The organism is Candidatus Seongchinamella marina (assembly GCF_026262685.1).
In the GTDB taxonomy this organism is placed as follows: Bacteria; Pseudomonadota; Gammaproteobacteria; order Pseudomonadales; family Halieaceae; genus Halioglobus; species Halioglobus marinus.
In genome coordinates, this window is sequence record NZ_SHNP01000001.1 from 405,187 (window position 1) to 430,566 (window position 25,380).

Annotated in this window: 23 protein-coding genes; 18 read left to right on the plus strand and 5 right to left on the minus strand. The window is 52.3% G+C overall.

Going from position 1 to position 25,380, the window contains the following annotated elements:
* Window positions 1-59 precede the first annotated feature (59 nt).
* Together guaB and guaA are read left to right on the plus strand one after the other, a co-directional pair.
* Window positions 60-1,529, plus strand: coding sequence for an IMP dehydrogenase (guaB, locus tag EYC87_RS01700; RefSeq protein ID WP_279251333.1), 1,470 nt, complete (start codon window positions 60-62; stop codon window positions 1,527-1,529).
* 69 nt (window positions 1,530-1,598) lie between these two features.
* On the plus strand, window positions 1,599-3,176 hold the full coding sequence (gene guaA / locus EYC87_RS01705; RefSeq protein WP_279251334.1) for a glutamine-hydrolyzing GMP synthase: 1,578 nt from the start codon (window positions 1,599-1,601) through the stop codon (window positions 3,174-3,176).
* A 278-nt stretch (window positions 3,177-3,454) separates the two neighbouring features.
* Here guaA and EYC87_RS01710 read toward each other — a convergent pair whose 3' ends face one another.
* Window positions 3,455-4,681: an MFS transporter gene (locus EYC87_RS01710; protein ID WP_279251335.1), complete on the minus strand. Its 1,227-nt coding sequence runs from the start codon at window positions 4,679-4,681 to the stop codon at window positions 3,455-3,457.
* Window positions 4,682-4,686: 5 nt separating this feature from the next.
* Window positions 4,687-5,643: a fumarylacetoacetate hydrolase family protein gene (locus EYC87_RS01715; protein WP_279251336.1), complete on the minus strand. Its 957-nt coding sequence runs from the start codon at window positions 5,641-5,643 to the stop codon at window positions 4,687-4,689.
* A 249-nt stretch (window positions 5,644-5,892) separates the two neighbouring features.
* Between EYC87_RS01715 and EYC87_RS01720 the strand changes: the two genes are divergently transcribed.
* The 6 genes from EYC87_RS01720 (at window position 5,893) to EYC87_RS01745 (ending at window position 11,393) form a co-directional block, all read left to right on the plus strand.
* Window positions 5,893-6,561, plus strand: a complete 669-nt coding sequence (locus EYC87_RS01720; RefSeq protein ID WP_279251337.1) for a TetR/AcrR family transcriptional regulator — start codon at window positions 5,893-5,895, stop codon at window positions 6,559-6,561.
* A 64-nt stretch (window positions 6,562-6,625) separates the two neighbouring features.
* Window positions 6,626-8,086, plus strand: coding sequence for a coniferyl aldehyde dehydrogenase (locus tag EYC87_RS01725; RefSeq protein WP_279251338.1), 1,461 nt, complete (start codon window positions 6,626-6,628; stop codon window positions 8,084-8,086).
* A gap of 175 nt (window positions 8,087-8,261) precedes the next feature.
* Window positions 8,262-9,275 carry an NADP-dependent oxidoreductase gene (locus EYC87_RS01730; RefSeq protein WP_279251339.1) on the plus strand — a complete coding sequence of 338 codons (1,014 nt, stop codon included), beginning with the start codon at window positions 8,262-8,264 and terminating at the stop codon, window positions 9,273-9,275.
* 20 nt (window positions 9,276-9,295) lie between these two features.
* Window positions 9,296-9,883: a carboxymuconolactone decarboxylase family protein gene (locus EYC87_RS01735; RefSeq protein ID WP_279251340.1), complete on the plus strand. Its 588-nt coding sequence runs from the start codon at window positions 9,296-9,298 to the stop codon at window positions 9,881-9,883.
* Window positions 9,884-9,944: 61 nt separating this feature from the next.
* Window positions 9,945-10,889 (plus strand): alpha/beta fold hydrolase, encoded by a 945-nt coding sequence (locus EYC87_RS01740; protein WP_279251341.1) that lies wholly within the window; start codon window positions 9,945-9,947, stop codon window positions 10,887-10,889.
* 210 nt (window positions 10,890-11,099) lie between these two features.
* A complete protein-coding gene (locus tag EYC87_RS01745) occupies window positions 11,100-11,393 on the plus strand; it encodes a DUF1330 domain-containing protein (RefSeq protein ID WP_279251342.1) in 294 nt (97 codons plus the stop codon).
* Window positions 11,394-11,517: 124 nt separating this feature from the next.
* Here EYC87_RS01745 and EYC87_RS01750 read toward each other — a convergent pair whose 3' ends face one another.
* Window positions 11,518-11,679, minus strand: a complete 162-nt coding sequence (locus tag EYC87_RS01750; RefSeq protein ID WP_279251343.1) for a hypothetical protein — start codon at window positions 11,677-11,679, stop codon at window positions 11,518-11,520.
* 316 nt (window positions 11,680-11,995) lie between these two features.
* Here EYC87_RS01750 and EYC87_RS01755 point away from each other — a divergent pair, with 316 nt between their 5' ends.
* Entirely contained in the window at window positions 11,996-12,157 is a 162-nt protein-coding gene (locus tag EYC87_RS01755; RefSeq protein ID WP_279251344.1) for a hypothetical protein, read from the plus strand.
* A gap of 109 nt (window positions 12,158-12,266) precedes the next feature.
* Window positions 12,267-12,728: a tRNA adenosine(34) deaminase TadA gene (tadA, locus tag EYC87_RS01760; protein WP_279251345.1), complete on the plus strand. Its 462-nt coding sequence runs from the start codon at window positions 12,267-12,269 to the stop codon at window positions 12,726-12,728.
* A 9-nt stretch (window positions 12,729-12,737) separates the two neighbouring features.
* On the opposite strand, the gene mltF is transcribed toward tadA, so the two are convergent.
* Window positions 12,738-14,165, minus strand: coding sequence for a membrane-bound lytic murein transglycosylase MltF (gene mltF, locus EYC87_RS01765; protein ID WP_279251346.1), 1,428 nt, complete (start codon window positions 14,163-14,165; stop codon window positions 12,738-12,740).
* A gap of 142 nt (window positions 14,166-14,307) precedes the next feature.
* Here mltF and purL point away from each other — a divergent pair, with 142 nt between their 5' ends.
* From purL to secF, 3 genes are all read left to right on the plus strand, one after another.
* On the plus strand, window positions 14,308-18,204 hold the full coding sequence (gene purL, locus EYC87_RS01770) for a phosphoribosylformylglycinamidine synthase (protein WP_279251347.1): 3,897 nt from the start codon (window positions 14,308-14,310) through the stop codon (window positions 18,202-18,204).
* A 143-nt stretch (window positions 18,205-18,347) separates the two neighbouring features.
* The gene (gene secD, locus EYC87_RS01775; protein ID WP_279251348.1) at window positions 18,348-20,225 is read left to right on the plus strand and encodes a protein translocase subunit SecD; all 1,878 of its coding nucleotides are present in this window, start codon (window positions 18,348-18,350) and stop codon (window positions 20,223-20,225) included.
* Window positions 20,225-21,139 carry a protein translocase subunit SecF gene (secF, locus tag EYC87_RS01780; protein WP_007227124.1) on the plus strand — a complete coding sequence of 305 codons (915 nt, stop codon included), beginning with the start codon at window positions 20,225-20,227 and terminating at the stop codon, window positions 21,137-21,139. Before secD ends, secF begins: the two co-directional genes overlap by 1 nt.
* A 41-nt stretch (window positions 21,140-21,180) precedes the next feature.
* Here the strand turns inward: secF and EYC87_RS01785 are convergent, their stop codons facing one another.
* The gene (locus EYC87_RS01785) at window positions 21,181-21,975 is read right to left on the minus strand and encodes an inositol monophosphatase family protein (protein ID WP_279251349.1); all 795 of its coding nucleotides are present in this window, start codon (window positions 21,973-21,975) and stop codon (window positions 21,181-21,183) included.
* Window positions 21,976-22,073: 98 nt separating this feature from the next.
* Between EYC87_RS01785 and trmJ the strand changes: the two genes are divergently transcribed.
* The 5 genes from trmJ (at window position 22,074) to iscA (ending at window position 25,374) form a co-directional block, all read left to right on the plus strand.
* Window positions 22,074-22,826: a tRNA (cytosine(32)/uridine(32)-2'-O)-methyltransferase TrmJ gene (trmJ, locus tag EYC87_RS01790; protein ID WP_279251350.1), complete on the plus strand. Its 753-nt coding sequence runs from the start codon at window positions 22,074-22,076 to the stop codon at window positions 22,824-22,826.
* A gap of 105 nt (window positions 22,827-22,931) precedes the next feature.
* Window positions 22,932-23,405: a Fe-S cluster assembly transcriptional regulator IscR gene (iscR, locus tag EYC87_RS01795; protein WP_040539676.1), complete on the plus strand. Its 474-nt coding sequence runs from the start codon at window positions 22,932-22,934 to the stop codon at window positions 23,403-23,405.
* A 23-nt stretch (window positions 23,406-23,428) separates the two neighbouring features.
* Window positions 23,429-24,643, plus strand: a complete 1,215-nt coding sequence (locus tag EYC87_RS01800) for an IscS subfamily cysteine desulfurase (RefSeq protein WP_279251351.1) — start codon at window positions 23,429-23,431, stop codon at window positions 24,641-24,643.
* Between the two features lie 18 nt (window positions 24,644-24,661).
* Window positions 24,662-25,048 (plus strand): Fe-S cluster assembly scaffold IscU, encoded by a 387-nt coding sequence (iscU, locus tag EYC87_RS01805; protein ID WP_007227550.1) that lies wholly within the window; start codon window positions 24,662-24,664, stop codon window positions 25,046-25,048.
* Window positions 25,048-25,374: an iron-sulfur cluster assembly protein IscA gene (gene iscA, locus EYC87_RS01810; protein ID WP_279251352.1), complete on the plus strand. Its 327-nt coding sequence runs from the start codon at window positions 25,048-25,050 to the stop codon at window positions 25,372-25,374. Before iscU ends, iscA begins: the two co-directional genes overlap by 1 nt.
* Window positions 25,375-25,380: the final 6 nt, after the last annotated feature.

Sequence of the window (25,380 nt, forward strand, 5' to 3'; positions counted from 1 at the left end):
GAGCAGCAAAAAGTTATAATTACACGTTTAACTCAAAGCTGCCAGCCGGAGACTCCTCAATGCTGCGAATTGCCCAGGAAGCCCTTACCTTCGACGATGTACTGCTGCTGCCCGGCTACTCGGAAGTGGTTGCCACGGATGTTTCGCTGAAGTCGAGGCTAACTCGTGAGATCGAGTTAAATATTCCGCTGGTATCGGCCGCGATGGACACGGTGACCGAGGCTCGCTTGGCCATAGCCATGGCACAGGAAGGCGGCATTGGCATCATTCATAAGAGCATGACAGTCGCTGAGCAGGCAGAGCAGGTTCGCAAGGTCAAGAAATACGAAAGTGGGGTGGTGAAGGATCCTATAACCATCGAACAGGGCGCTACCATCGCCGCTCTGATCGAATTGACAACCTCCCACGGAATTTCGGGTGTGCCCGTGCTCGATGGCGAGGACCTGGTGGGTATTGTGACTCGCAGGGACCTGCGCTTCGAATCAGACCACAGCAAACTGGTTGCCGACATCATGACGCCCAAGGAAAAGCTGGTCACGGTGAAAGAGGGTGCCGGCTCGGCAGAAGTTCAGGGATTGCTCCATCAGCACCGAATCGAAAAGATTCTGGTGGTGAACGACGCCTTTGACCTGACCGGCATGATTACAGTGAAGGATTTCGACAAAGCTGAGAATTTCCCCGATGCCTGTAAAGACTCCTTCGGTCAATTGCGCGTGGGCGCTTCGGTAGGCACCAGTCCCGACACCGATGATCGGGTAGAAGCATTGATCAATGCCGGTGTCGATGTGTTGGTGGTAGACACGGCTCACGGACATTCACGCAATGTTATCGAGCGGGTAAGAATGATTAAAAGCGCTTACCCGTCCATGCAGGTGATCGGTGGCAATATCGCCACTGGTGAGGCTGCAGTAGCACTGGCTGACGCCGGAGCCGATGCAGTGAAGGTCGGTATTGGCCCTGGCTCTATCTGTACCACTAGAATTGTGACTGGCATCGGTGTTCCCCAGATTACTGCTATTGCCAACGTGGCTGCAGCGCTTGCCAGTCGTGGTATTCCACTGATCGCAGACGGTGGTATTCGCTTCTCCGGTGATATCGCCAAGGCATATGCCGCCGGCGCTCATTCGGTGATGATGGGCAGTATGTTTGCCGGGACCGAGGAAGCGCCCGGCGAGGTTGAGCTCTATCAAGGGCGAACCTACAAGGCTTATCGCGGCATGGGTTCGTTGGGAGCCATGTCTCAGACCCAGGGCTCTTCAGATCGTTATTTCCAGGACTCCAGCAAAGGCGCCGAGAAACTGGTGCCAGAAGGTATAGAAGGCCGCGTGCCCTACAAGGGCCCGGTAACTGCAATTGTTCACCAGTTGATGGGCGGCGTGCGGTCTGCCATGGGTTACACGGGCAGCATCGATATGGATACCATGCGTAGTCAGCCAGAGTTTGTGCGGGTGACCTCTGCCGGCATGTCTGAAAGCCACGTGCACGACGTCTCAATCACCAAGGAAGCGCCCAACTACCCGGTGCGTTAACGTTATAAAGGATTTGCTCTCGAGGTGGGGTAACCCGCTTCGGGCTTAATATCCCATTCAGGAAATGCCATGAGCGCAGATATACACGCCCGGAAAATTCTCATTCTGGACTTCGGTTCCCAGTACACCCAGTTAATTGCCCGCAGGGTGCGCGAGGTGGGTGTCTACAGTGAAATCCGGGCGTTTGATATGAGCGATGAAGACATTCGCGAGTACAACCCCAGTGGCGTCATTTTATCCGGTGGCCCCGAATCAGTGGCGGCAGCGGATTCCCCGAGGGCGCCGCAGCTTGTTTTTGAATTGGGCGTGCCCGTTCTGGGTATCTGCTACGGGATGCAGACGATGGCCGAGCAATTTGGCGGTACTGTGGCCTGTTCAAATGTCAGCGAATTTGGTTATGCGCAGATTCGCCAGGTAGGCAATGGCGGTTTACTCCACGATATACGCGACCATATCGATGATCACGGCAAGGGTTTACTCGATGTGTGGATGAGTCATGGGGATAAGGTAGTGGGGCTTCCCGATGATTTCGAATTGATTGCCGAAACAGAAAGCTGTCCTATTGCCGGCATGGCCCACAAGGAAAAGCCGTTTTATGGTATCCAGTTTCACCCGGAAGTAACCCACACCGTGCAGGGTAAACGTATTTTCGAGCACTTTGTGCTGGAGCAGTGCGATTGCGAGCCTCTGTGGACTCCAGCCAATATTGTCGAAGATGCCATTGCCCGGGTGCGGGCAACCGTGGGCAGCGACAAGGTATTGCTGGGACTTTCAGGTGGAGTTGACTCGTCGGTCGTTGCTGCCCTGTTGCACAAGGCTATCGGTGATCAGTTGACCTGTGTCTTCGTTGATAACGGCTTACTTCGCCTGAATGAGGGCGATCATGTGATGGACATGTTTGCCAGCAATATGGGCGTGACGGTTATCCGTGCCGATGCCGAATCGCTTTTCCTCGGCAAGTTGCAAGGCGAGGCCGATCCCGAGAAAAAGCGCAAGATTATTGGCAATACGTTTATCGATATATTCGATGAACAAGCAACCAAGTTGCAGAGCGTTAATTGGCTGGCACAGGGAACAATATACCCCGATGTTATAGAGTCAGCAGGTGCTAAAACCGGCAAAGCTCATGTGATCAAGTCTCACCACAACGTGGGTGGACTGCCAGACGACATGAACCTCGAACTGGTTGAACCACTGCGTGAGTTGTTCAAGGATGAGGTCAGGAAAATTGGCCTGGAACTGGGTTTACCTTACGACATGGTTTACCGCCACCCTTTCCCCGGCCCCGGTCTTGGTGTGCGCATTCTGGGGGAGGTCAAAAAGGAGTATGCAGACCTGCTACGCGAGGCCGATGCTATCTTTATTGAAGAGTTGCGCAGTTCCGGCTGGTACGACAAGACCAGCCAGGCGTTTGCTGTCTTTCTGCCGGTTAAATCTGTCGGCGTTGTCGGTGATGCCCGGCGCTATGAATATGTCATCGCTTTACGCGCCGTTGAAACCGTTGACTTTATGACCGCTCGCTGGGCTCACCTTCCCTACGAGTTACTTGAACTGGTTTCCAATCGCATCATTAACGAAATTTCGGGCGTATCCCGAGTGACTTACGACGTCAGTTCAAAACCACCGGCGACTATTGAGTGGGAGTAGTCGCTTAGTTGTAAATTATTGATATATGGACTTCTGACAAGCAGACAGCATGGCGCCGCTGATCAAAATTTAATATTAAACCCAATCTCGACTGCAACCCTGGCTGAACGTACCTATTGACCATGGCCACAGCCATAACCGCAAATATAGCGCTATTAGTAGCAAACTCTGTGGTTTCATTACTTGGAATATTGCCGGTCATACGGCAGTTTTCTTGATCTCACTAAAGTCGGTTTTTTTGCCCGCTGTGTTTTTTATCTGAGGCTTGCAGAAAATTGCTATTGTTTAAATTTTGGCAGTTTCGCGAACAAAGCCGCCGATACGATCATAAAGGCTGCGGCTGTAAATAAAGATGCGGTATAGGTGCCAGTCGCATCACGCACCGCACCAAGAATGACTGGGCTAAGGCCCGTCGCGATTAAGAACGTGGAGTATTGCCTACCGTAGATCTGCCCATACGCATGTATGCCAAAATATCTAGCGACCAGATAGCCAATCAGATCAACTTCGGCGCCCACTGAAAACCCTATAACAAATGCAGCCGGTACAGCCACAGCAGATCCCAATAGCGCCAAAGCCAAAACGCCACAGATACAGGCGAAAAGAATGGCAATTGCTACCCGTGGCGCAAAGATGCGATCAACGGCAAAACCTACTAAGAGGCGGCCCAGTATCACGGCGATACCAATAACCCCTGCAATCTTGACCGCGGCATCTGTAGTGAAACCCACATCGAGCAGAATGGGTACAAAATGAATCATCAATCCGCCAAGCCCGAGAGACAGGCAGAATATTGCAGCCATGATGGTCCAGTAGGTGCGACTCGCCTTCGCGATTTTGAAGTCCTCGCTCGCTGCTTCTGTGTCGATATTCGTCGATGCTGAGGCGCCCTTGAGACGGGATAAAACGATCACAATGACAGCACCCACTACCAGGGTAAACAGGGCCATTGCATAGTAAGCGCCGCGCCAGCCGAACGCGTCGATAGCGTTACTGATCAAAGTTGGTCCAAACGTGGCTGCCAACCCTGCCCCCGAGAGTGCAACGCCAAGTGCCAGGCCTCGCTGTTTATCAAATACGGTATTGATCGCACGCGTATAAGCCAATGGTGAGGACGCGCTGCCAAGTATGGCCTGCAGCATTGCCAGCATGACAAAGGTAGCGATGGACTGAACGAACAGACCTAACAATACATAGGCGACGGACAGGCCCAATAAAGAAATCATAACGGGGGTTACCAAGCCGTACCGATCAACTATCGAACCTATAAATGGCAACACTGCAGCCAGTGCCAGGGTCGACCCCAAAATGCCAAGAGACGCCTGAGCCCGGGTCCAGCCAAAGTCGGCGATCCAGGCTTCAATAAATAATCCTTGGGTGTAAAAGGGCAGTGCGGACACACCCACGCCGATGCCTACCGCACAGACCAATACTAATAGCCAATGGTGAGAAAACTCGCTGCCGGTGTTTCGATCTTTAATCTCTTGGCTTTCTCGACTACTCATTGAAACTACCTCTTTATCACTTTGTTTGAGATGACACCGATTTTTTCAATTTCTAGCTCAACAACATCGCCATCATTTAAAAAGCGCAGATGCTCCAAACCACAGCCAAGACCGACCGTGCCAGAGCCGATTACCTCGCCGGGATAAAGGGTTTCGCTCATACTGATGTGGGCGATCATGTCTGAGAACTTCCAGTGAATTGTGTTGCTATTGCTATCGCACCAAGTCTCTCCATTGATGCGAGCCTGCATACGCAAGTTATAAGGATCATCGAGCTCATCCTTGGTGACGATAACTGGCCCAAGAATAATTGAATCGTCAAAGTCTTTGCTTTTGGCTGGCCCCAACATGCCTGGAGACTCGAGCATTTGAGCGTCTCGTGCTGAGAAGTCGTTATAAATTGTGTAACCAAATATATGGTCCTCAGCATTGTCTGTACTGATGTCTTTACCTTTTTTACCAATAACGCAGGCCATTTCTAACTCAAAATCCATTACCTCGGAATACGCTGGCCAGACAATGTCTTTGCCACTTGGTGCGACAGAAAAACGGTTGGCTTTGTAATAGAGGGGCTGTTGATACCAGACTTCGGGGGCTGCAAATCGACCACTCGCACGCAATTCTTGTTCAGTTTTCACGGGGTCATCCGCAGTCATGGCGCTCAGCTTAATGGCGCTTTCAAATGCATTTTTTAGATGCTCTTCGAAACCCAGGCAGTCACGTATCTGAGTGGGTATCGGCAGTGGTGCTAACCAATCCACGTGGTCAGATGGTGTGGAGACTGGTCTAGAAGCTAGCAGGGCATAGGCGCGATCAAGGGCCGGCTGACCGGCTTCTATAAATTGTTGCATTGAGGAAAAAGCTAGCGCCTTCGGCGCAGCAGCATTCAGGTTGACGACCCCGGTATCAGTCAAAGCGCCCAGGTATTCTTCGCCTTGCAGTTTGAAGGTGAGTAACTTCATTGTCTATCTCGCTATGCTTTGAGGCTGCGCTTGATCAGTCCGAGCTGCCTTATATTGATGTTATGTGCAGGTAAGTGACCTTAACTGAACGGTGGTCAGTATATAAATGAACGGCGGTCATTGCAATGTTAAATTGTTCCGTCTAAAATGACCATCGGTCAGCTATATTGATTTAGTGGTCAGCGAATGGCCGAGAGCTGTCGATCAATCTTAGCCAGGTATCCAAACGGAAACATTATGGAGACACCCATGAGTTCAGTCGTTGCGATTAATCAGCGAGCGAGAAGCGCAGCACAAAAGGCGCTGCGGCGACACGCAGTACTAGAGGCTGCTGAAACGTACTTTCTTGAGGTTGGGTATGAGGCATTCTCTATGTCCAAGCTAGCCAAGAATATTGGGTTAGCCAAGGGCACGCTGTACCTTTACTTCCAAACTAGGGAAGAGCTTTTCCTGACTCTTTATGAGCAAAGCCTGATTCGATGGAGTCAGGTTTTCATCGATCACTTATCTGATGCCATGACGAGTAAGGTGTATTCCCAAATATTATTTAGCACTGCCTCGGCAGACGGCACCTTCTTACCTTTACTGATCAGACTTGAACATATGATCGAACACAATGTTGCCATCCCCCGGCTCATCAGTTCTAAAAAGGTGTTCATAAATCAGGTGGAGGCGCTTGCTGCGGCCACGTCTATTTCACTCAGTTTGAGTGAAGCGCAAGCGATTGAAGTAGTAAAAACAATGGGCGTCCTTTTAATTGGTGCAGCCCAAGGGGATCAGGGTCCATCACTTGATCACGAAGAATTGCCTGAGGATGTTCAAAATCTTATCGCTAGCTTTTCGTCCGAGCCTCTGTTCATTAAGAATGCTGTTCGCATCATAGAGGGCATTCGCACGGAAGCGGTATCCAAGATTTAAGCGAATCAAGCTCCCTGGCCGCTGCCAAAATAGAACGACTGCATATCAACCAGAGAAAGAAATTATGAGCACAGCCAAACACCAAAACGTCACTGAATTAGATACTCAAAACCTGGAAGCACTAGTCGAACTGCAGAGAAGCAAGTTTCGTGCTGAGGGCGAAGTCACCTATTCGACGAGGATTGACCGTCTAAAGAGACTCAAAGCACTGATTGTTGAAAATAAAACGGAGTTCGCAAAAACAACAAAACGCGAATTTGGTGGGGCTCGATCCTATGAATTCAGTTTGTTTTCAGAATTTGCGTCAAAGGTCGAAGCGATCGACTATTCCATGAAACATTTAAAAGAGTGGATGAAGCCTGAAAAACGGAAAACTAATAAACCGATGAATTTTTTGGGCGGAAACAGCCAGGTTAGGCATTTCCCCAAGGGCGTTGTTGGCATCATTTCCCCTTGGAATCTGCCCTTTGGTTTGACTGTTGCGCCGCTTACAAGCGCGCTTGCTGCAGGTAATCGAGCCTTATTGAAACCTTCAGAGTTCGTTCCTGAAACGGCGGCATTGTTCGCCGAAGTTGTGCCCAAATATTTCCCAGAAGATGAAGTCGCGGTCGTAACTGGTGGCGCAGAAACCAGTCAGCGTTTTGCGGAATTGCCCTTTGATCATCTTCTGTTTACTGGGTCTACTAATATCGGCGCAAAAGTAATGCAATCAGCCTCAAAAAATCTCGTTCCCGTCACGCTAGAACTTGGCGGCAAGTCACCTGTCATTATTGGTCGTAGCGCAAAGCTTGATTTGGCCGGGACACGCCTGACATTCGGTAAGCTTTTGAATGGTGGTCAATTATGCTTGTCACCAGACTACGTTGTCGTGCCGGATGAGCTAGAGGAGCGGCTTATTGCACGGGTGGTTCAGGAAGTACAGTCAATGTATCCGAACATTACTGAAAATGAGGATTATGCGGGTGTTATCAACGAAAGACACTTCGCCAGGTTACAGAACTACATTGATGACGCAGTTGCTAAGGGAGCCAAGCTTACGATTGTTGGTGCTGACAAGACGCGTGCGTCTGAAGACAATCGTCGTATGCCCTTACATATTTTACAAAACGTTAATGAAGATATGTTGGTTATGCACGAGGAAATATTTGGTCCTATTCTTCCCGTACTGACCTACTCTGATGTGGCTGAGGTTCCAGATATGATTGAACCCCGTCGAAATCCGCTTGCCATGTATTACTTCGGTAAAGATAAGCCAGAGCAGGAGTACTTATTAAGTCATGTGCAAAGTGGTGGTGTTTGTATCAATGATATAACACTTCACTACGTACAAGAGGATCTTCCATTTGGTGGTATCGGTGCTTCTGGTATGGGTGCTTACCACGGTCCAGAAGGGTTTAGAGGCATGAGCCACGCCCGTGCGATTTATAGTCAAACCATGATCGACGTCTTGCCTATTATTGGCGCGCGTCCGCCCTTCGGTAAAAAGTTTCGCAAGAATATAAGCAAAATTCTTGGCTCAATCTAACTGTAAGCCCAGCGTATTTTGATCAGGCTAAACGGTTGAGCTTGATTTTCAACGCCATGAAATTGCCCCTGGTTTTATACCATCACGGCAGGTAACAAGTTTTTTGGCTGCCAAATAAGCACAGGTATCTGTAGACAGGAGAAGTAAAAATGAAAAGAGCATTGGGAGAGCTATCGTGAACATAAATCGACAATGGCTATTAGCCGAGAGACCTACTGGAATGGTTGGTCCGCATAATTTTAAGTATGCGGAAACCCCGATTCCTGAGCCAAAAAGTGGTGAGGTGCTAATAAAGAATCTTTACTTATCATTTGATCCGGCACAACGAAACTGGATGGTTGACCGTAAGGCTTATCTGCCGCCAGTGGCCATCGGAGAGCCTATGCGGGCAGGTTCTGTTGGCACAGTAATAGAGTCGCATAATGCAGATTTCCAAGTAGGAGATCTAGTGCAAACCACCGGCTATTGGCAAGATTATGTGGTTGCAGCCCCCGGCGAGGGCCCAATGGGTTTGGTTAAGTTGCCAGCAGGGGTCTCGCCTGAAATGATGCTGTCTGTGCTTGGTATAACCGGACTCACCGCCTATTTTGGCTTGTTGGAGATTGGTCAGCCTAAGGCCGGTGAAACCGTTCTTATTTCTGGTGCTGCGGGCTCTACTGGCTCGTTTGTTGGTCAGATCGCTAAAATTAAGGGTTGCCGTGTTGTAGGTATTGCTGGTGGTCCAGATAAGTGTCGGTGGTTAAAAGAGACTGCTGGCTTCGACGCCGTCATCGACTATAAAAATGAAGATGTTAATGCGCAAATTGCTCATCACTGTCCCGACAAGTGGGACGTATTCTTCGATAACGTAGGCGGCACCATCCTCGAGGCGGCCCTGGATCACCTTAATCTGCGTTCTCGCGTTGTTTTGTGTGGGAGTATTTCTGGTTATAACGCGACTGGACCGATACCTGGACCCTCAAATTTGTCGAACCTGACCATTAACCGAGCGCGAATGGAAGGATTCATTATTTTGGATTACATGCCGCGAGCGATGGAAGCTATTAAAGAGTTAATGGGCTGGATTTCATCTGGCCAATTAATTTATCAGGTCGACTTACAGGAAGGCTTTGAAAATATTCCTGCCACGCTACAGCGGCTTTATGCTGGGCAAAATCTTGGTAAGCAGCTCCTCAAAATAGACTCATAGAAACAAACATAAGGAATGAAATGACACACATCATACCTAAGCCGCGCGAGGAATTACCTGAGTTAGAGCCGATATTGCAAATGGTGGAGGCGTCTATGGGCTTTCTGCCAACGTCCATGATGACGATGGCGCATTGGCCAGAACTTACTCAAGCTTTTGGAGGGCTTGGTGCAACGATTCTGCACAGTGGCGAACTAGACGCTGGCCTAAAGCAAATGATTGCGTTCGCAGTAAGTAACGCAGCGGGTTGCCGTTATTGCCAAGCACATACAGCTAACTCAGCACAAAAAAACAATGTCAGCGAAGAGAAAATAAAAGCGGTATTTGAGTTTGAGAAAAGCGACTTGTTTTCTGACCAGGAGAAAGCGGCGCTTAGCGTTGCAGTGCATGCGGGCATGGTACCCAACGCGGTAGAAGCTGAGCACATGAGTGAGTTGTTAGCGCACTTTAGCGAAAAGCAGGCTGTAGAAGTTGTGGCGGTAATTTCGCTATTTGGTTTTCTGAATCGATGGAACGACACAATGGCAACTACCTTGGAAAACTCACCTAAGAGCTTTGCAAAGGACCAGCTCGCCGCGCACGGTTGGGTTGCAGGCAAGCACGAATAACCGGAGAGAGGTCGCATTTACAAAGGCAGCTGAACACTAATTATTTTGGTGTAAAAGTAATATGAAAAAACTTAACGTCTACGATCAACTCAACGCTGCTGCGCTGCTGTTGGTGTCACCCGAGTGGACAAAAGTGAAAGCAGCCCGTAAGTCGGCGGTATTGTTTGAATCGCCGGACATAACGATTCCAACTGAAACTCGGACAATAGCAAACCGCAATATTCGCCTTGCTGAATCCGGGCCAGCCGATGCACCGCTGGTGGTATTGCTCAGCCCGTTCCCCGAAAGTATTCTGAGTTTCACAGGTTCCTGGGAAGCACTGACAGAGAAATGTCATGTAATTGCCATCGACCTACCGGGATTCGGTGCTTCTGAAGGTGACCGCAAAGATATGTCACCTACCGCTCAGGGTGCTCATCTGGCTGCGATTTTTGATGAGCTTGATCTGTATGACATCCATCTGCTCGGGCCGGATGTGGGCATGGGAGCAGCGCTCGCCTATGTACTCAACCATAAACATCGCGTGGCTAGTTTACCGGTTGGGCATGGTGTCGGTGCGCCTGGCCCCTTCAAGCTGGCGTTTATGATCAATATGTTGGCCAAGTTTGGTTTCATGCGTTTCACTACAGGTTTGTTAGGTGCCGGGCCACTCATCGCTTTCTCGTCAAAACTCGGGGCTATCCGCCATCGGGCCAACGCTAGGCAAGTAGATGATTATAAGCGGGCTTACTCGGGGCGCGCCGCTGAGGTGGTTTATTGGTTTAAGGACTTTAGTTCCAAAGCTGCAGAGCTCGCAGGTCGAGTGAAAGAAATCGATATACCCACCTTGGTTTTCTGGGGTGAGCTCGATGTTATGTTCGACCCCGCTAATGCTGAATACCTCGATGCAGCCTTGCCGCAAAGCAAGCTACAAATTCTGCCGGAAGCAGGCCATCTTGCTTGGGCTGATCAACCAGAATTATTTGCCGATATGATTATTGATTGGGTAGACACAACGCATAGATAAGTTTGGTTTTATGTTTATAAAGCCATGACCAAGATAGAGATTGAGAGAAAGCGGGTTAAAGCCAGATGCATAGTCCTGTAAAAATGAAGAAACGCGATCACGCCAAGTAAGTTCGCTGAAAAATTTGCCCGCGAGGCTCTAGTTATCTGATTGATTATTAGTGCTCACGGTGGGCACTCAAAACTAACACAACATTAGGAGTTAAACAGAATGTCCGTTTATATCATTGCTAGATTTAAGATACATGATCGAAGTGAATACGATAAATACTCAGCTGGTTTCCCAGAGGTGTTCAAAAGGTTCGACGGCAAGTTGTTGAGTGTTGATGAAGACCCCATGGTTTTAGCGGGCACTTGGGATGATACAAGGTCGGTGATTATTGAGTTCCCATCAAAAGAATCTGCTTTAACCTGGATGAACTCCGACGACTATCAAGCGATCGCGAAACACCGTAATGCCGGAAGCACAGTAAGCTCTATATTAGTAAACGCACTAGATGCATAAAAAAGTGAAAGGTTGATCACAGCTATCGCTGCCTTCGCCACGACTGAAAAGGCATTTCGAAAGGGGGAGCTTGCAAGCAATCAGATTTTAATAGGTCATTCTTTTGGCCGGCTAGAATGTTTGTTCAAAGCATATCCAGCTTTTGGTTGACAATATGCTGACCTAGTGGGCGCTGGGCAGCTCTTTCAAATGCAGCATCAATCGCGCCAAATTGTTGTTGCACAACCGGGCGATAATTGGGGTGAGTAAAAATATGCAACTCACCTTCGTTCAGCGCCGCCACCAAAAAGTAGCCCCATAAGGGGCTCTAAAGTGTTATAAAATATTGATTATAATCGATTTTTAAGGTGCACGAAGAATCATCAAGTATGGTAAATATCCATATCAAGACGAAATTACCTTTCGAGGTACTCCGTTTTCAATTTAACATGCTAGTGTAAACGCCAGAATCTGGTTTTCCGAAGAATGCTTTGGCGAGCCGGCGAGGCAAAAATTGGCAGTGCCATCGTCAAGATCGGAAAAATAGCGCTCATAACCTACTGTTTTAAGTGAAGAGAGTATGTGGCTTTTCTGGAGTGGGCATAATTAAAGGAATAATTAACGTGAAGAAAATTATCATTACACAATCAATTCTGTGGGCAGCAGCCATTATCAGCACGGCTATCGTCGCTCCCAGTGAGTTCGGTTGGTTAATATTGGCTGTGCTGGCAACAACATCGATTGGCACCTTGAGACATGAAATCAACGCGATTAAAGATGAGTAAGAGGTGTGATAGTCCCGATAATATATGCGTTAAAAATGGTTCCTTGTTGCGCTTTCGTCAGTGTAAAAAAGGCCTGGTTTGAATAATTTTATTGAGTGGAAATAAAGCGGTGACCTCGACAGCAGAACACGAGCAGTGGATGCGCCGCGCCTTGGCGTTAGCCGATCGCGCTGGCAATGAAGGTGAGGTGCCTATCGGCGCAGTGATTGTAAAAGACGGGCAGCTGTTGGGGGAGGGGTGGAATTCTGTGATCGCGTTTAAGGACCCAACCGCTCACGCGGAGGTGGTTGCTATGCGGGATGCGGCGCAGATGACGGGTAACTACCGATTACCGGGTTCGACTGTCTATGTCACACTGGAGCCCTGCACTATGTGTGCCGGTGCAATGATTCATGCACGCGTCGCTGAACTGGTGTTTGCGGCCAAAGAGCCAAAAGCAGGGGTAGTTTGCAGCACCTGTAGCCTGTTGGATGAGCCTCGTTACAATCACCGAATACGGTGGCAGGGCGGTGTACTAGCCGAAATGAGCAGCGAGCGTCTGCAGGCTTTTTTCCGAGAGCGTCGGAAATAGTTTACTCGGCTATAGTGCCTGTAGCTTAAGCCCTACTATTACTGATGGAAGATAGTCTACTGTCTCGATGGGCGGCAAGGATTTACTGCGGGCGATATCCTGCCACTCCAGAATGCCCCGGTAGTGGCGAATGTTTTGCACGTAGGTTGCCGCTTCCTGACCGCGCGCATAACCGTGGCGAACCGTTTGGTAGTACTTACTGTTTTGCAACTGGGGTAGTCGCGGCATGACATCACTCCAGAGGTGCGGGTCACCCCCTTGGCGATCAGTCAGCAACCTTGCATCCTCCAGGTGACCGCGCCCAATGTTGTACGCGGCCAGCGCCATATAGGTGCGATCAGGCTCGTAAATATCATCTGGAAGGCGCCGCTTGATCTGCTTCAGGTAGCGCGCCCCTCCGCGCAGGCTTTGCCCCGGATCCAGCCGATCGATGACTCCTACTTCCTTAGCGGTCGGTACGGTAAGCATCATCATGCCTCGCACACCGGTAGGAGACTCAGCTTGCGGGTCCCAGTAAGACTCCTGATAGGCAATAGCGGCGAGCAGTGGCCATTCTATTTGGTACTCCAGGGCGACCTGTTCGATCAGTTGCTGATACTGCGGTAAGGTTTTGCGCATGTTGCGATTGAACGTGTGTGAGCCGATTCTGGAAACAGTTTGACTATGCCCAAAGTGCTCCTCTTTCATTTTTTCCAGTGTACCGTCCGCAGCCAATCGGTTGAGGAATTCATTTAGGGCAGCGAGCAGGCTGGCATTATCGGTCTCTGGAGGAAGATACCAGACCATGTCCTGACTGGACCCAAGGTCGAAGGCTACCTTGAGGCGCGGATAAAGGCTTTGCTGAACCTCAAATTCGTTGGAGTCAATGACCGCCAGCTCTGCGTCACCCGTGTTTACCAGCTCCAGTAGCTCCATGGAGTCGACCTCATCGACTTCGCGCCAGCTCAGCGTCGCAAAGCCTCCCTGTTTCAGTGCCTCCAGGGAACGGCTGTGGCTTGAGCCAGCCAGCACCACAATGGACATGTCCTCCACATCCTTTAGCTGGCGTGGCCGGTAGCTGCCCGCTCGATAAACAACTTGTGGCCGCAATTGGTAGTAGGGTGAGCTGTGCGGGTAAAGCGCCTCACGTTCGCCAGTTAATGATAGCCCTGCAGCGGCAAAATCAGCTTCTCCCCGGTCCAGGGTTACAAAAATATCGGCCAGGCTAAAGGCGGGTGTCATCACCAGCTCAACGCCCAGTTCGGCGGCAAACAGGCCAGCGAGGGTGAATTCAAACCCGGTAGGATCGCCCCTGTCGATGAAGAACGTGGTGGGGCTGTTGCGGCTGACAACCTGCAATTTGCCGCTCGCTTTGATGTGCTCCAGGCTGTCCTGTTTGGCGCAACCAGACAGCAGCACAGGCAGGCAGCAAACCAATAGGGAGAGGGCTCGAATCATTACTCTATTCTAGCGCTCTCACAGCGCTCGCAAAGGGGGAGAATTACCGTGGTAATGGACGCTGATTTCGGTTAACGGCATGGGCTCATATACAGTACAATACCGCCTCGATAAATCAGCCTCTTCTGGAGCAATCCAAAGCATGCTTACCCTGCGCGGCGCACCTGCCTTGTCAGCTTTCCGTCTGGACAAACTGGCTCGAAAACTTTCCGCTATCCACCCTGAGATCAAACTCCTGCACACTGAGTATGTGCATTTTGCTGACCTTGCAGAACCGTTGCCGGCAGACCGGGAGGCGATACTGGCGAAATTATTGGAATACGGCCCCACTATCAGCGAGGAGGGCCACGTCGCCCAGGGTAATAGCAGCGAGCTTTTACTGGTTACACCGCGGCCCGGCACGATCTCGCCGTGGTCCAGCAAGGCGACTGACATTGCGCACAACTGCGGTCTGGTCGAAGTAAAACGGGTGGAACGAGGCCTGCTGTATCAGCTGGCGCTTCCCGACGCTGTCGATGATCAAACGCACCGGGAAGTAGTCGATATGCTGCATGACCGGATGACAGAATCAGTATTCAATGATCTGGAGCAGGCCGCCCAGTTATTTATGCAGTCGGAGCCCGCTGCGCTCACCAGTGTGGATGTGCTGGCCGGCGGCAGAGAAGCCCTGCAACAGGCCGATAAGGCACTGGGCCTGGCGCTTGCAGAGGATGAAATTGACTATTTGGTAGCGAGTTTTACCGAATTGGGGCGTAACCCCAACGACGTGGAACTGATGATGTTTGCGCAAGCTAACTCTGAGCATTGTCGGCATAAGATTTTTAATGCCAGTTGGAGTATTGATGGGGAAGATCAAGAGCTGTCTCTGTTCAAAATGATCCGCAATACCAATGAGCAGGGCGGTGAAAACGTGCTCTCCGCCTACTCTGACAACGCCGCTGTAGTGGCAGGGCACCGGGCGGGACGTTTTTATCCCGACCCGGACAGCTGTGAGTACCACTTTTCTCAGGAGAATATTCACCTGTTAATGAAGGTAGAGACTCACAATCACCCCACGGCCATCGCTCCCTTTCCCGGAGCCGGGACCGGTTCCGGTGGTGAAATACGCGACGAGGGCGCCGTTGGCAGGGGTTCCAAGCCCAAGGTAGGCCTGTCGGGCTTTTCCGTGTCCAACCTCAACATACCGGGTTATCAACAGCCCTGGGACAGTGAGTACGGCAAGCCCGGCCGTATCGTTTCAGCGTTGGATATTATGCTGGAAGGGCCGATTGGGGGCGCCGCTTTTAACAATGAGTTTGGCCGCCCAAATCTGTGTGGCTACTTCCGCAGTTTCGAACTCGAGGCGCCCGGCGCCAGCGGCAATGAGATTCGCGGGTATCACAAGCCGATTATGATTGCAGGTGGCTACGGCAACGTGCGTGAAGAGCATGTGCAAAAAGGCGAGTATCGGCCCGGTGCCAAATTGATCGCGTTGGGTGGCCCGGCGATGCTAATAGGCCTGGGTGGCGGCGCCGCCTCATCGATGGCCAGCGGTCAGAGTGCAGAGGACCTGGATTTTGCCTCAGTGCAGCGCCAAAACCCGGAAATTGAGCGTCGCTGCCAGGAAGTAATCGATCGCTGCTGGCAGTTAGGCGAGGCCAATCCCATTGCGTTTATTCACGATGTTGGCGCCGGCGGTTTGTCCAACGCATTCCCGGAGCTGGTCAAAGACGGCAATCGTGGCGGCAAGTTCGAATTACGCAATGTTCCCAATGACGAGCCGGGTATGTCGCCGCTGGAAATTTGGTGTAACGAAGCCCAGGAACGCTATGTCATGGCGGTAGAGCCAGAGGACCTGGCTCGCTTTGAGGCGATTTGTGAGCGCGAGCGCTGCCCCTATGCTGTGGTTGGCGAGGCCACCGCAGAGATGCACCTGCAGCTGACCGATAGCCAGTTTGGCAACTCACCGGTAGACCTGCCCATGTCAGTGCTGTTCGGTAAGCCACCTCGCATGCATAGGGAAGTGAGCCGCCAGACTATTCCTGCTATACCTCTGTCGCTTGACCTCAGCGTTGAGGAAGCAGCGGCCCAGGTGTTGCAGCTGCCCACGGTGGCGAGCAAAAATTTCCTGATCACCATCGGCGATCGCACGGTAACCGGTATGGTGGCCCGTGATCAAATGGTCGGCCCATGGCAGGTACCTGTCGCTGATTGTGCTGTGACGACTGTGTCTTATGACTCTTTTGCGGGTGAGGCCATGTCAATGGGTGAGCGCACTCCGCTGGCGCTGCTCAATGGTCCCGCTTCAGGCCGCATGGCAGTGGCCGAGGCCATCACCAATATTAGTGCGGCCAGCATTGCTGATATTAAAGACATTAAATTGTCTGCCAACTGGATGTGTGCGGCTGGCTACGGGGCTGAGGACGAAGCGCTTTATGACACCGTCCGCGCTGTCGGCATGGAGTTCTGCCCGCAGCTGGGTATTACCATCCCCGTGGGTAAGGACTCCATGTCCATGCGCACGACCTGGCATGACGGTGAAGACAAGGCGGTGACTGCGCCCATGTCCCTGATCGTATCGGCCTTTTCGCCGGTCACCGATGCGCGCCTGTCGGTCACGCCTCAATTACAGTCAAACCCTGACGCCAGTCTGGTGCTAATCGACCTTGGTCGCGGTGCCAATCGCCTGGGCGGCTCTGCCCTTGCTCAGACTTGTGGACAGTTGGGCGATACTGCGCCCGATATGGAAAGTGCCCAGGACCTGAAAGCATTCTTCAACCTGGTGCAGGAAACCCTGCAAGCCGGTAAGTTGCTCGCTTACCACGATCGTTCCGATGGCGGCCTTCTGGTCACCCTGGCGGAAATGGCGTTCGCAGGACACTGCGGCTTCAATGTTGACCTCACCACATTGCCCGGTGACGACATTTCCCGCTTGTTTAACGAAGAAGCAGGAGCGGTATTGCAAATAGCGGAGGCGGACATGCCGGGCTTTATCGCCAGGGCTTCAGCATTGGGCCTGGAAGGCTGCACCCATGTTATCGGTAGCGCTGCCAGCGACGACTCCCTGCGGGTCTGCGACGGTGACCGCGAGGTTTTTGCAAACGATAGGGCGGCGATTCACCGACTATGGGCGCGCACCAGTTACGAGATACAGGCGCTGCGGGATAATCCACAGTGTGCCGAGGAAGAATTTAGCCGCATCGATCAGCAGGATGTTGGGCTTTCGGCGCACCTCAGCTTTGATCCGTCTGAGGATGTGGCAGCACCTTTTATTAATACGGGTGTTCGGCCCCGCATGGCGATATTGCGCGAGCAGGGTGTTAACGGACATGTTGAAATGGCCGCCGCTTTCCATCGCGCCGGATTTGCCCCTTTTGATGTCCATATGAGCGACATTTTGGGTGGCCATCAGTCTTTGGCTGATTTTAAAGGTCTGGTGACCTGCGGCGGTTTTTCCTACGGCGATGTCCTTGGCGCAGGCGAAGGGTGGGCCAAGAGTGTTCGCTTCAACGAGTCGGTGTGCGAGCAGTTCAGTGACTTTTTCCATCGGCAAGACAGCTTTACCCTGGGTGTTTGTAACGGTTGCCAGATGGTCTCTACCTTGAAGGATTTGATACCGGGGGCAGAGCATTGGCCGCGCTTCGTTCGCAATCGGTCTGAGCAGTTTGAAGCCAGGTTTGCTTTGGTGCAGGTGCAGGAAAGCCCTTCTGTTTTGCTTGCTGGCATGGCGGGCTCTCATCTGCCAATAGCCGTGGCTCACGGAGAGGGACGTGCTGAGTTCAGTGACGAACATGCAATCCAGGATTGCGAGGGCACCGGCACAGTGGCCATGCGCTATGTGGAAAACGACCTATCGGTAGCAAGCGCATATCCTGCGAATCCCAACGGCTCGCCCAATGGAATCACCGGTCTTAGCAGCCTGGATGGGCGAGCCACTATTATGATGCCTCATCCCGAACGCGTGTTCCGCACGATACAAAACTCCTGGGCGCCGACTGAATGGCCGGAAGATGCTGGTTGGATGCGTTTGTTCCGCAATGCCCGCACCTGGGTAAGCTAATGGCCGCCGGATCGTCCACTTGAAATAAGTGGCACCGGCCCCATCACTACCCTAACGGCCCCTTGTGGCGAGGAGCCGATTCCTTATAATGACGCCACTTTCGAATCGGGCCCGCTGCCCGCTTCCTTGACTGAGCTAAATACATGCTAAATAAGTATCCTCTGTGGAAATACCTGCTGGTGCTCTCCGTGCTGTGCCTGGGCTTTTTCTATGCAGCACCCAACCTTTATAAGCCCGACCCGGCATTGCAAATTACCGGCGAGAACAGCGCTCAGCTGATTGATAAGGGCACTCTGGTTAGGGCTGAAAAGGCGCTTGGTGAGGCTGGAATCGAGTATTTTGGTGAGACCATCGATAGCGATGGCCGCAACGCACTCATCCGCTTAAAAAATCAGGATAAGCAGCTGCTTGCACAGGCCAAGGTGTCTCGCGCTCTGGGAGACGGCTTCATCGTGGCCTTGAACCTGGCACCAACAACGCCCAGCTGGCTGAGCGATTTTGGCGCTCAACCGGTAAAACTGGGCCTTGATTTACGCGGTGGCGTGCACTTCAAACTGGAGGTGGATGTAAACGCCGCCATTGAGCGCCGCATGGAGTATTACCTCAATGCTGCCAAGCGCGCCTTGCGCGAGGCCCGCATTCGCGGCTACGTCAACGTAGACGACAAAGGCCGCCTGGAGACAAAGTTTAAATCAGAGAGTCTGCGAGAGCAGGCCCGTACCATCATTGCGGAAAATCACCCTGAGCTGGTGCTGGATCGTGTTGATGAGGAAGATAGCTGGAATCTGTATGGCGCTATGGCTGACGCTACCCGCAAGGAATTGGCAGATTATGCGGTCAGCCAGAACTTGACCACGCTCCGCAATCGAGTCAACGAATTGGGCGTGTCAGAGCCGCTGGTGCAGCGTCAGGGTCAGAACCGCATCGTAGTTGAGCTGGCGGGGATTCAGGATACCGCGGAGGCCAAGCGTATTCTTGGCAAGGTGGCTAATCTGGAATTCCGGATGGTGGCTAAGTTGGAAGCGGCATCCTCAGAGAAACAGCGGTTTGAGTACCGCAGCACGGATCGTGCGGGTATGAGCGAATGGCTGGAGCGAGAGCTGATTCTCACCGGTGAGCGCGTCACTAACGCCCAGGCCAGTTTTGACCAGAATGGTCAGCCCAATGTCCAGATCAGCCTTGATAGCGAAGGTGGGTTGCTGATGAACCGGGCTACTCGCGACAACATCAAGCGCCGCATGGGTGTGCTCTTTATCGAACGCAAGTACCGAACCCACTATGAACGCGGTGAAGACGGCGAAGAGGTTGCGGTTAAAGTACCTTACGATGAGAAGAAGCTGCTCACTGCGCCGGTTATTCAGTCTGCCCTGGGAGCCCAGTTTCAAATTACGGGACTGGATAGTCCGCTAGAGGCCTCTGAATTGGCCCTTATGCTGCGTGCCGGTGCGCTGGCCGCTCCGATTACCTTCGTGGAAGAGCGAACAGTGGGCCCGTCTTTGGGCGCCGAAAACATTCGTCTGGGCGTGAAGTCGGTGCAGATGGGTCTGGCTCTGGTGGTGCTGTTTATGGTGCTTTATTACCGCGTATTTGGCATCGCAGCGGTAGTTGCGCTGAGTTGTAACCTGGTGTTGATGATTGCCTTCATGTCCATGATTGGAGCAACCCTTACCCTGCCGGGTATCGCCGGTATTGTGTTAACGGTGGGCATGGCGGTGGACGCCAATGTGCTTATATTCTCTCGAATACGGGAGGAATCAAGGAATGGTATGTCGCCACAAATGGCCATCCACTCTGGCTTCGAGCGCGCCGTAGCAACTATTCTGGATGCCAACATCACTACCTTGATTGTCGCCATTATTCTTTACGCAGTGGGCACCGGACCGGTGAAGGGTTTTGCAGTGACCCTGTCGGTGGGCATTGTCACCTCGATGTTCACCGCCATTCTGGGCACACGTGCCCTGATTAACCTGATCTACGGCGGCCGCCGTGTTGAGAAGCTGTCAATTGGAGGAGGCGTCTAATGAAAATTATCGATTTCATGGGGCAGCGCAAAATGGCCCTCGTTTTCTCCGCCATTCTTTTGGCAATATCCATTGGCTCACTAGCGACGAAACAACTTAATTGGGGTCTGGATTTTACCGGTGGCACGTTGGTAGAGGTGCACTACAGCGAGACCGCGGATCTCACCGCAATTCGAAAAACATTGGGCGCCGAAGGTTACGCCGGCGCCATTGTGGTCAGTTTTGGTACTGACAAGGACGTATTGATTCGCTTGCCCAAGGGTTACTCAGACAGCGAAGGCGCTCAGCTGCTCGCCGGTTTGCAGCGCGCCTACAGTGGCAACGTGGAGTTACGGCGGATCGAATTTGTCGGCCCTCAGGTCGGTGACGAGCTGCGCGAACAGGGTGGCCTCGCCATGCTGCTGGCGTTGGGCTTGGTGATGCTCTATATCGCGTTTCGTTTTCAGCTCAAGTTTGCGGTAGGTGCGGTGGTGGCATTGGTCCACGACGTTCTGGTAGTGCTGGGGTTCTTCTCGGTTACCGGGGTCGAATTTGATTTGACCGTGCTCGCAGCGTTGCTGGCGGTTATTGGTTATTCACTCAATGACACTATCGTTGTGTCGGATCGCATTCGAGAGAATTTCCGCAAACTACGCAAGACAGATCCGGTCGAGGTGATCAATATTTCCCTGACAGAAACTCTTGGCCGTACCCTGGTAACGTCCTTGACGACAATGCTGGTGCTGGTAGCGCTTGCTGTGTTTGGTGGCGAGATGATCAACGCCTTCGCAATTGCATTGCTTGTCGGCGTATTCATCGGTACTTATTCTTCTATCTATGTGGCGGCAAATGCACTGCTGATGATGGGTGTGAGTAAAGAAGACTTGATGATTCCAGTGAAGGAAGGGGCCGAGCAGGAAGATTTGACTCCCTGAGGCGCGCTAACTAGCCTGGCTCGATCAAGCGCTCAGTTCGGTCAGCCGAGCAGTGGCTTGGTCGCCTGTAAAACAGCTTTGAAGCACTTGGGGCTGCCGCAAACGATATTCCCGGACTCCATGTAGCGATCCGAGGCATCGATATCAGCAATCAGGCCGCCAGCTTCCTTTATAAGGAGTGCGCCAGCTGCAATGTCCCACTGAGCCAGGCCAATTTCCCAGAACGCGTCCAGGCGTCCGGCGGCTACGTAGGCCAGATCAAGCGATGCCGCGCCAGCACGTCGGATGCCGGCACATTGTCCCGCCAGCACCTCCACTGACTTAGCGTAAGGCTCCAGTTTTTCCTCGCAATGGCCTTTGAAAGGAATGCCAGTGCCCAGTAGGGCGCCTTCCAGGCTGGTGCGATTGGAGACTCGAATACGACGGCCGTTGAGTTGGGCGCCGCGGCCACGGGAGGCAGTGAATTCTTCCTGACGAACAGGGTCCAGAACGACCGCGTGCTCTAGTTTGCCTTTGAACAGACAGGCTATGGATACCGCATAGTGCGGAATGCCACGAGTAAAATTGGTGGTGCCGTCCAGTGGGTCGATGATCCAGCGATAATCCGCGTTTTCATCGCCGGTCAGCCCAGTCTCTTCACCGAGAATTGCGTGATCAGGGTAAGCTTTTTGCAGGTGATAAATAATTTCCTGTTCAGCATTGATATCGACTTCGCTGACGTAGTCATTGACGCCCTTGGCCACGATGTCGAAGCGATCGAGATCATCGGAGGCGCGCACGATGTTTTCTCCGGCCTTGCGGGCGGCGCGCAGCGCTATGTTGATCATCGGTTCCATGGGGTCGTCCTTGGTCGGTCTCGGGCGCGCGATTATAGAGCAACTGCCGCAAAAAATCTGCTAAACTTCGCGCCCCAAAAAAGCGTCGTCTGTCTGTTATGAATCTCAACAATATTCGGATCGTTCTGGTAAACACCAGCCATCCCGGCAATATCGGCGGTGTGGCCCGTGCCATGAAAAATATGGGGCTATCGCGGCTGTATCTGGTCGAACCCAGGCAGTTCCCGGACGAACAGGCGGACTGGCGAGCCGCGTCTGCTGCAGATGTGCTGGATACGGCGGTGGTCACTGAGTCGCTTGAGGAAGCGATTGCAGACTGTCAGTTTGTGGTGGGTACCAGCGCTCGAGGCCGCCGAATATCCTGGCCGTTATTGGACCCCCGCCAATGCGCGGAGCGAATGGCGTTAGCTTCGAATGACGAGCAGGTGGCGGTGCTGTTCGGGCGCGAGGACAGGGGACTTACCAACGACGAGCTAAAGTTGTGCAACCTGCACCTCAATATTCCGACCTCAGAAGATTACAGTTCCCTGAACCTGGCGATGGCTGTGCAGGTCGTTTGTTATGAATTGCGCATGTTACTGAACAGCCCATTGTTGCCTAAAACCGAGGATGAGGAGTGGGATACACCATTTACCACCGGAGAAAACATGGAGCGCTTCTACTCACATTTGGAAGAGACGCTGACCGATATTGAATTTTTGGACCCTGCAGCACCCCGTCAGCTCATGGTGCGCTTGAGGCGTCTATACAGCCGGGTTCGCCTGGACGAAATGGAGCTGAATATTCTCAGGGGGATTCTCACTGAGACCCAGAAATGGGTCAGTAAGAGCAAAAAAAAGTTGCCCAAGTAAAGTCCGGGTTTGCGCTAAAGACCAAGTAAATCAGTTGGTTTTATAGTTGACCAAAATAGTAGGTTATTGCATAATTTCAGGCTCGGTATTAGAAGAGTTAGAGGTATGCGACTCACAACCAAAGGGCGGTACGCTGTGACTGCGATGTTGGACCTAGCGCTGCATGGCAGTAGTGGTCCGGTCAGCCTGGCCGATATTTCCGGGCGGCAAGATATTTCCCTGTCTTACCTTGAGCAGTTGTTTGCCAAGCTTCGCCGCAATGACCTGGTCACCAGCGTTCGCGGGCCTGGCGGCGGCTACCGTTTGAGTCGGCATACGGGTGAGATTTTCGTCGCCCAGATCGTCGATGCCGTGAATGAGGCAGTCGACGCGACCGGCTGTGGTGGCACCAGTGACTGTCAGCAGGGTGAAGTCTGCCTGACCCATCACCTGTGGTGCGACCTGAGCGACCAGATTCATGGTTTTCTCAGCCAGATAAGTCTGGCAAACCTAGTTGAGCGTAAAGAAGTAAAGCATATCTCTGCCCGCCAAGACGCGCGTGCGGAGCAGGACGAGGCGCTGGTGCTCAGCGAAGTCTGAGTGCAGTAACGGAGTTGTTAAAAATGCAAAAACCGATCTATTTTGATTATCTGGCCACGACACCGGTAGATCCTCGGGTCGTCGATAAAATGGTCCACTGCTTGTCGGTAGAGGGGAACTTCGGTAACCCGGCTTCCCGCTCACACCTTTATGGCTGGAAGGCGGAAGAGGCAGTGGAAAATGCCCGCCGCCAGGTGGCTGATCTGCTTAACGCAGACCCTCGCGAGATTGTGTGGACGTCTGGTGCGACCGAGTCCGATAATCTGGCAATCAAAGGCGTTGCTCACTTCTACCAGAAGCGAGGCAAGCACATAATTACTTCCAAAATTGAGCACAAGGCCGTTTTGGATACTTGCCGTCAGTTGGAGCGAGAAGGTTACGAGGTCACGTATCTCGATCCTAACAAACAGGGTCTGGTGACACCTGAAGCCGTCGCCGAAGCCCTGCGTGAAGACACCGTACTGGTGAGTATCATGCATGCCAACAATGAAATTGGCACGGTCAATGACATCGCCGGTATCGGCGAGGTCACCCGCAACGCCGGCGTGTTGTTCCATGTAGATGCTGCACAAAGCGCGGGCAAGGTTGAGCTGGATATGGAGGCCATGAAAGTGGACTTGATGTCCTTGTCTGGCCATAAAATGTATGGCCCCAAGGGAGTCGGAGTATTGTTTGTGCGTCGCAAACCTCGCGTTCGCCTGGAAGCTCAAATGCACGGCGGTGGCCACGAACGCGGAATGCGCTCAGGTACGCTGGCAACGCATCAAATTGTAGGCATGGGTGAAGCAGCTCACGTTGCCAACGAAGGCATGGCAGATGAAGCTGTGCGGTTAAAAGCCCTGCGACAGCGTTTCTGGGACGGAATAAAAGATATCGAAGAGGTGCACGTCAACGGCGACATGGATCAGCGTTTGCCTGGCGCTATCAACGTGAGCATTGCATTCGTGGAAGGCGAGTCGTTGATCATGTCACTGAAGGATCTGGCCATTTCCAGTGGGTCAGCCTGCACTTCTGCCAGTCTCGAGCCTTCTTACGTGCTGCGCGCCCTGGGCTTGAATGACGAGCTGGCGCACAGTTCCTTGCGCTTCAGCTTTGGCCGTTTCACCACCGAGGAAGACGTTGATGTGGCCGTGGCGCAATTGCGCGGTGCGGTCGGTAAATTGAGGGAGCTTTCGCCCCTTTGGGATATGTATCAGGACGGTGTCGACTTGAGCACCATCGAGTGGGCTGCCCACTAGCGGTAAAGGAGAAAAACCATGGCATATAGCGATAAAGTACTGGATCACTACGAAAACCCCCGTAACGTCGGCAAGATGGATGCTGCTGATGAAAGCGTAGGCACCGGCATGGTTGGCGCGCCGGCATGTGGTGACGTGATGCGCCTGCAAATCAAGGTGAATGACGAGGGGGTTATTGAGGACGCCAAGTTCAAAACCTACGGCTGTGGCTCTGCCATCGCCTCCAGCTCGTTGCTGACTGAGTGGGTAAAGGGTAAGAACCTGGACGAGGCCGAGCAAATTAAAAACACAGAGATAGCTGAAGAGTTGGCTCTGCCACCGGTGAAAATCCACTGCAGCGTGTTGGCTGAAGATGCTATCAAGGCAGCGGTAAAGGATTTACGCGACAAGCGAGGAAACGCTTGATGGGTAGTATCTCCATCTCTGAGTCTGCGGCACGACACGTGGCATCGCAGCTGGAAGGGCGTGGCAAAGGGCTCGGCATTCGCTTAGGGGTGACTACCTCTGGGTGTTCTGGTATGGCCTACGTTTTGGAGTTTGTCGATGAGCTGGCGGCCGAGGACGAAGTGTTTGAAAATCATGGCGTGAAGGTGTTTATCGATCCTAAAAGCCTGGTCTACCTGGATGGCACCGAACTCGATTTTGTGCGCGAAGGCGTGAATGAAGGCCTCCAGTTTCGCAACCCCAATGTCTCGGCAGAATGCGGTTGCGGCGAAAGTTTTACCGTATAATCCCCA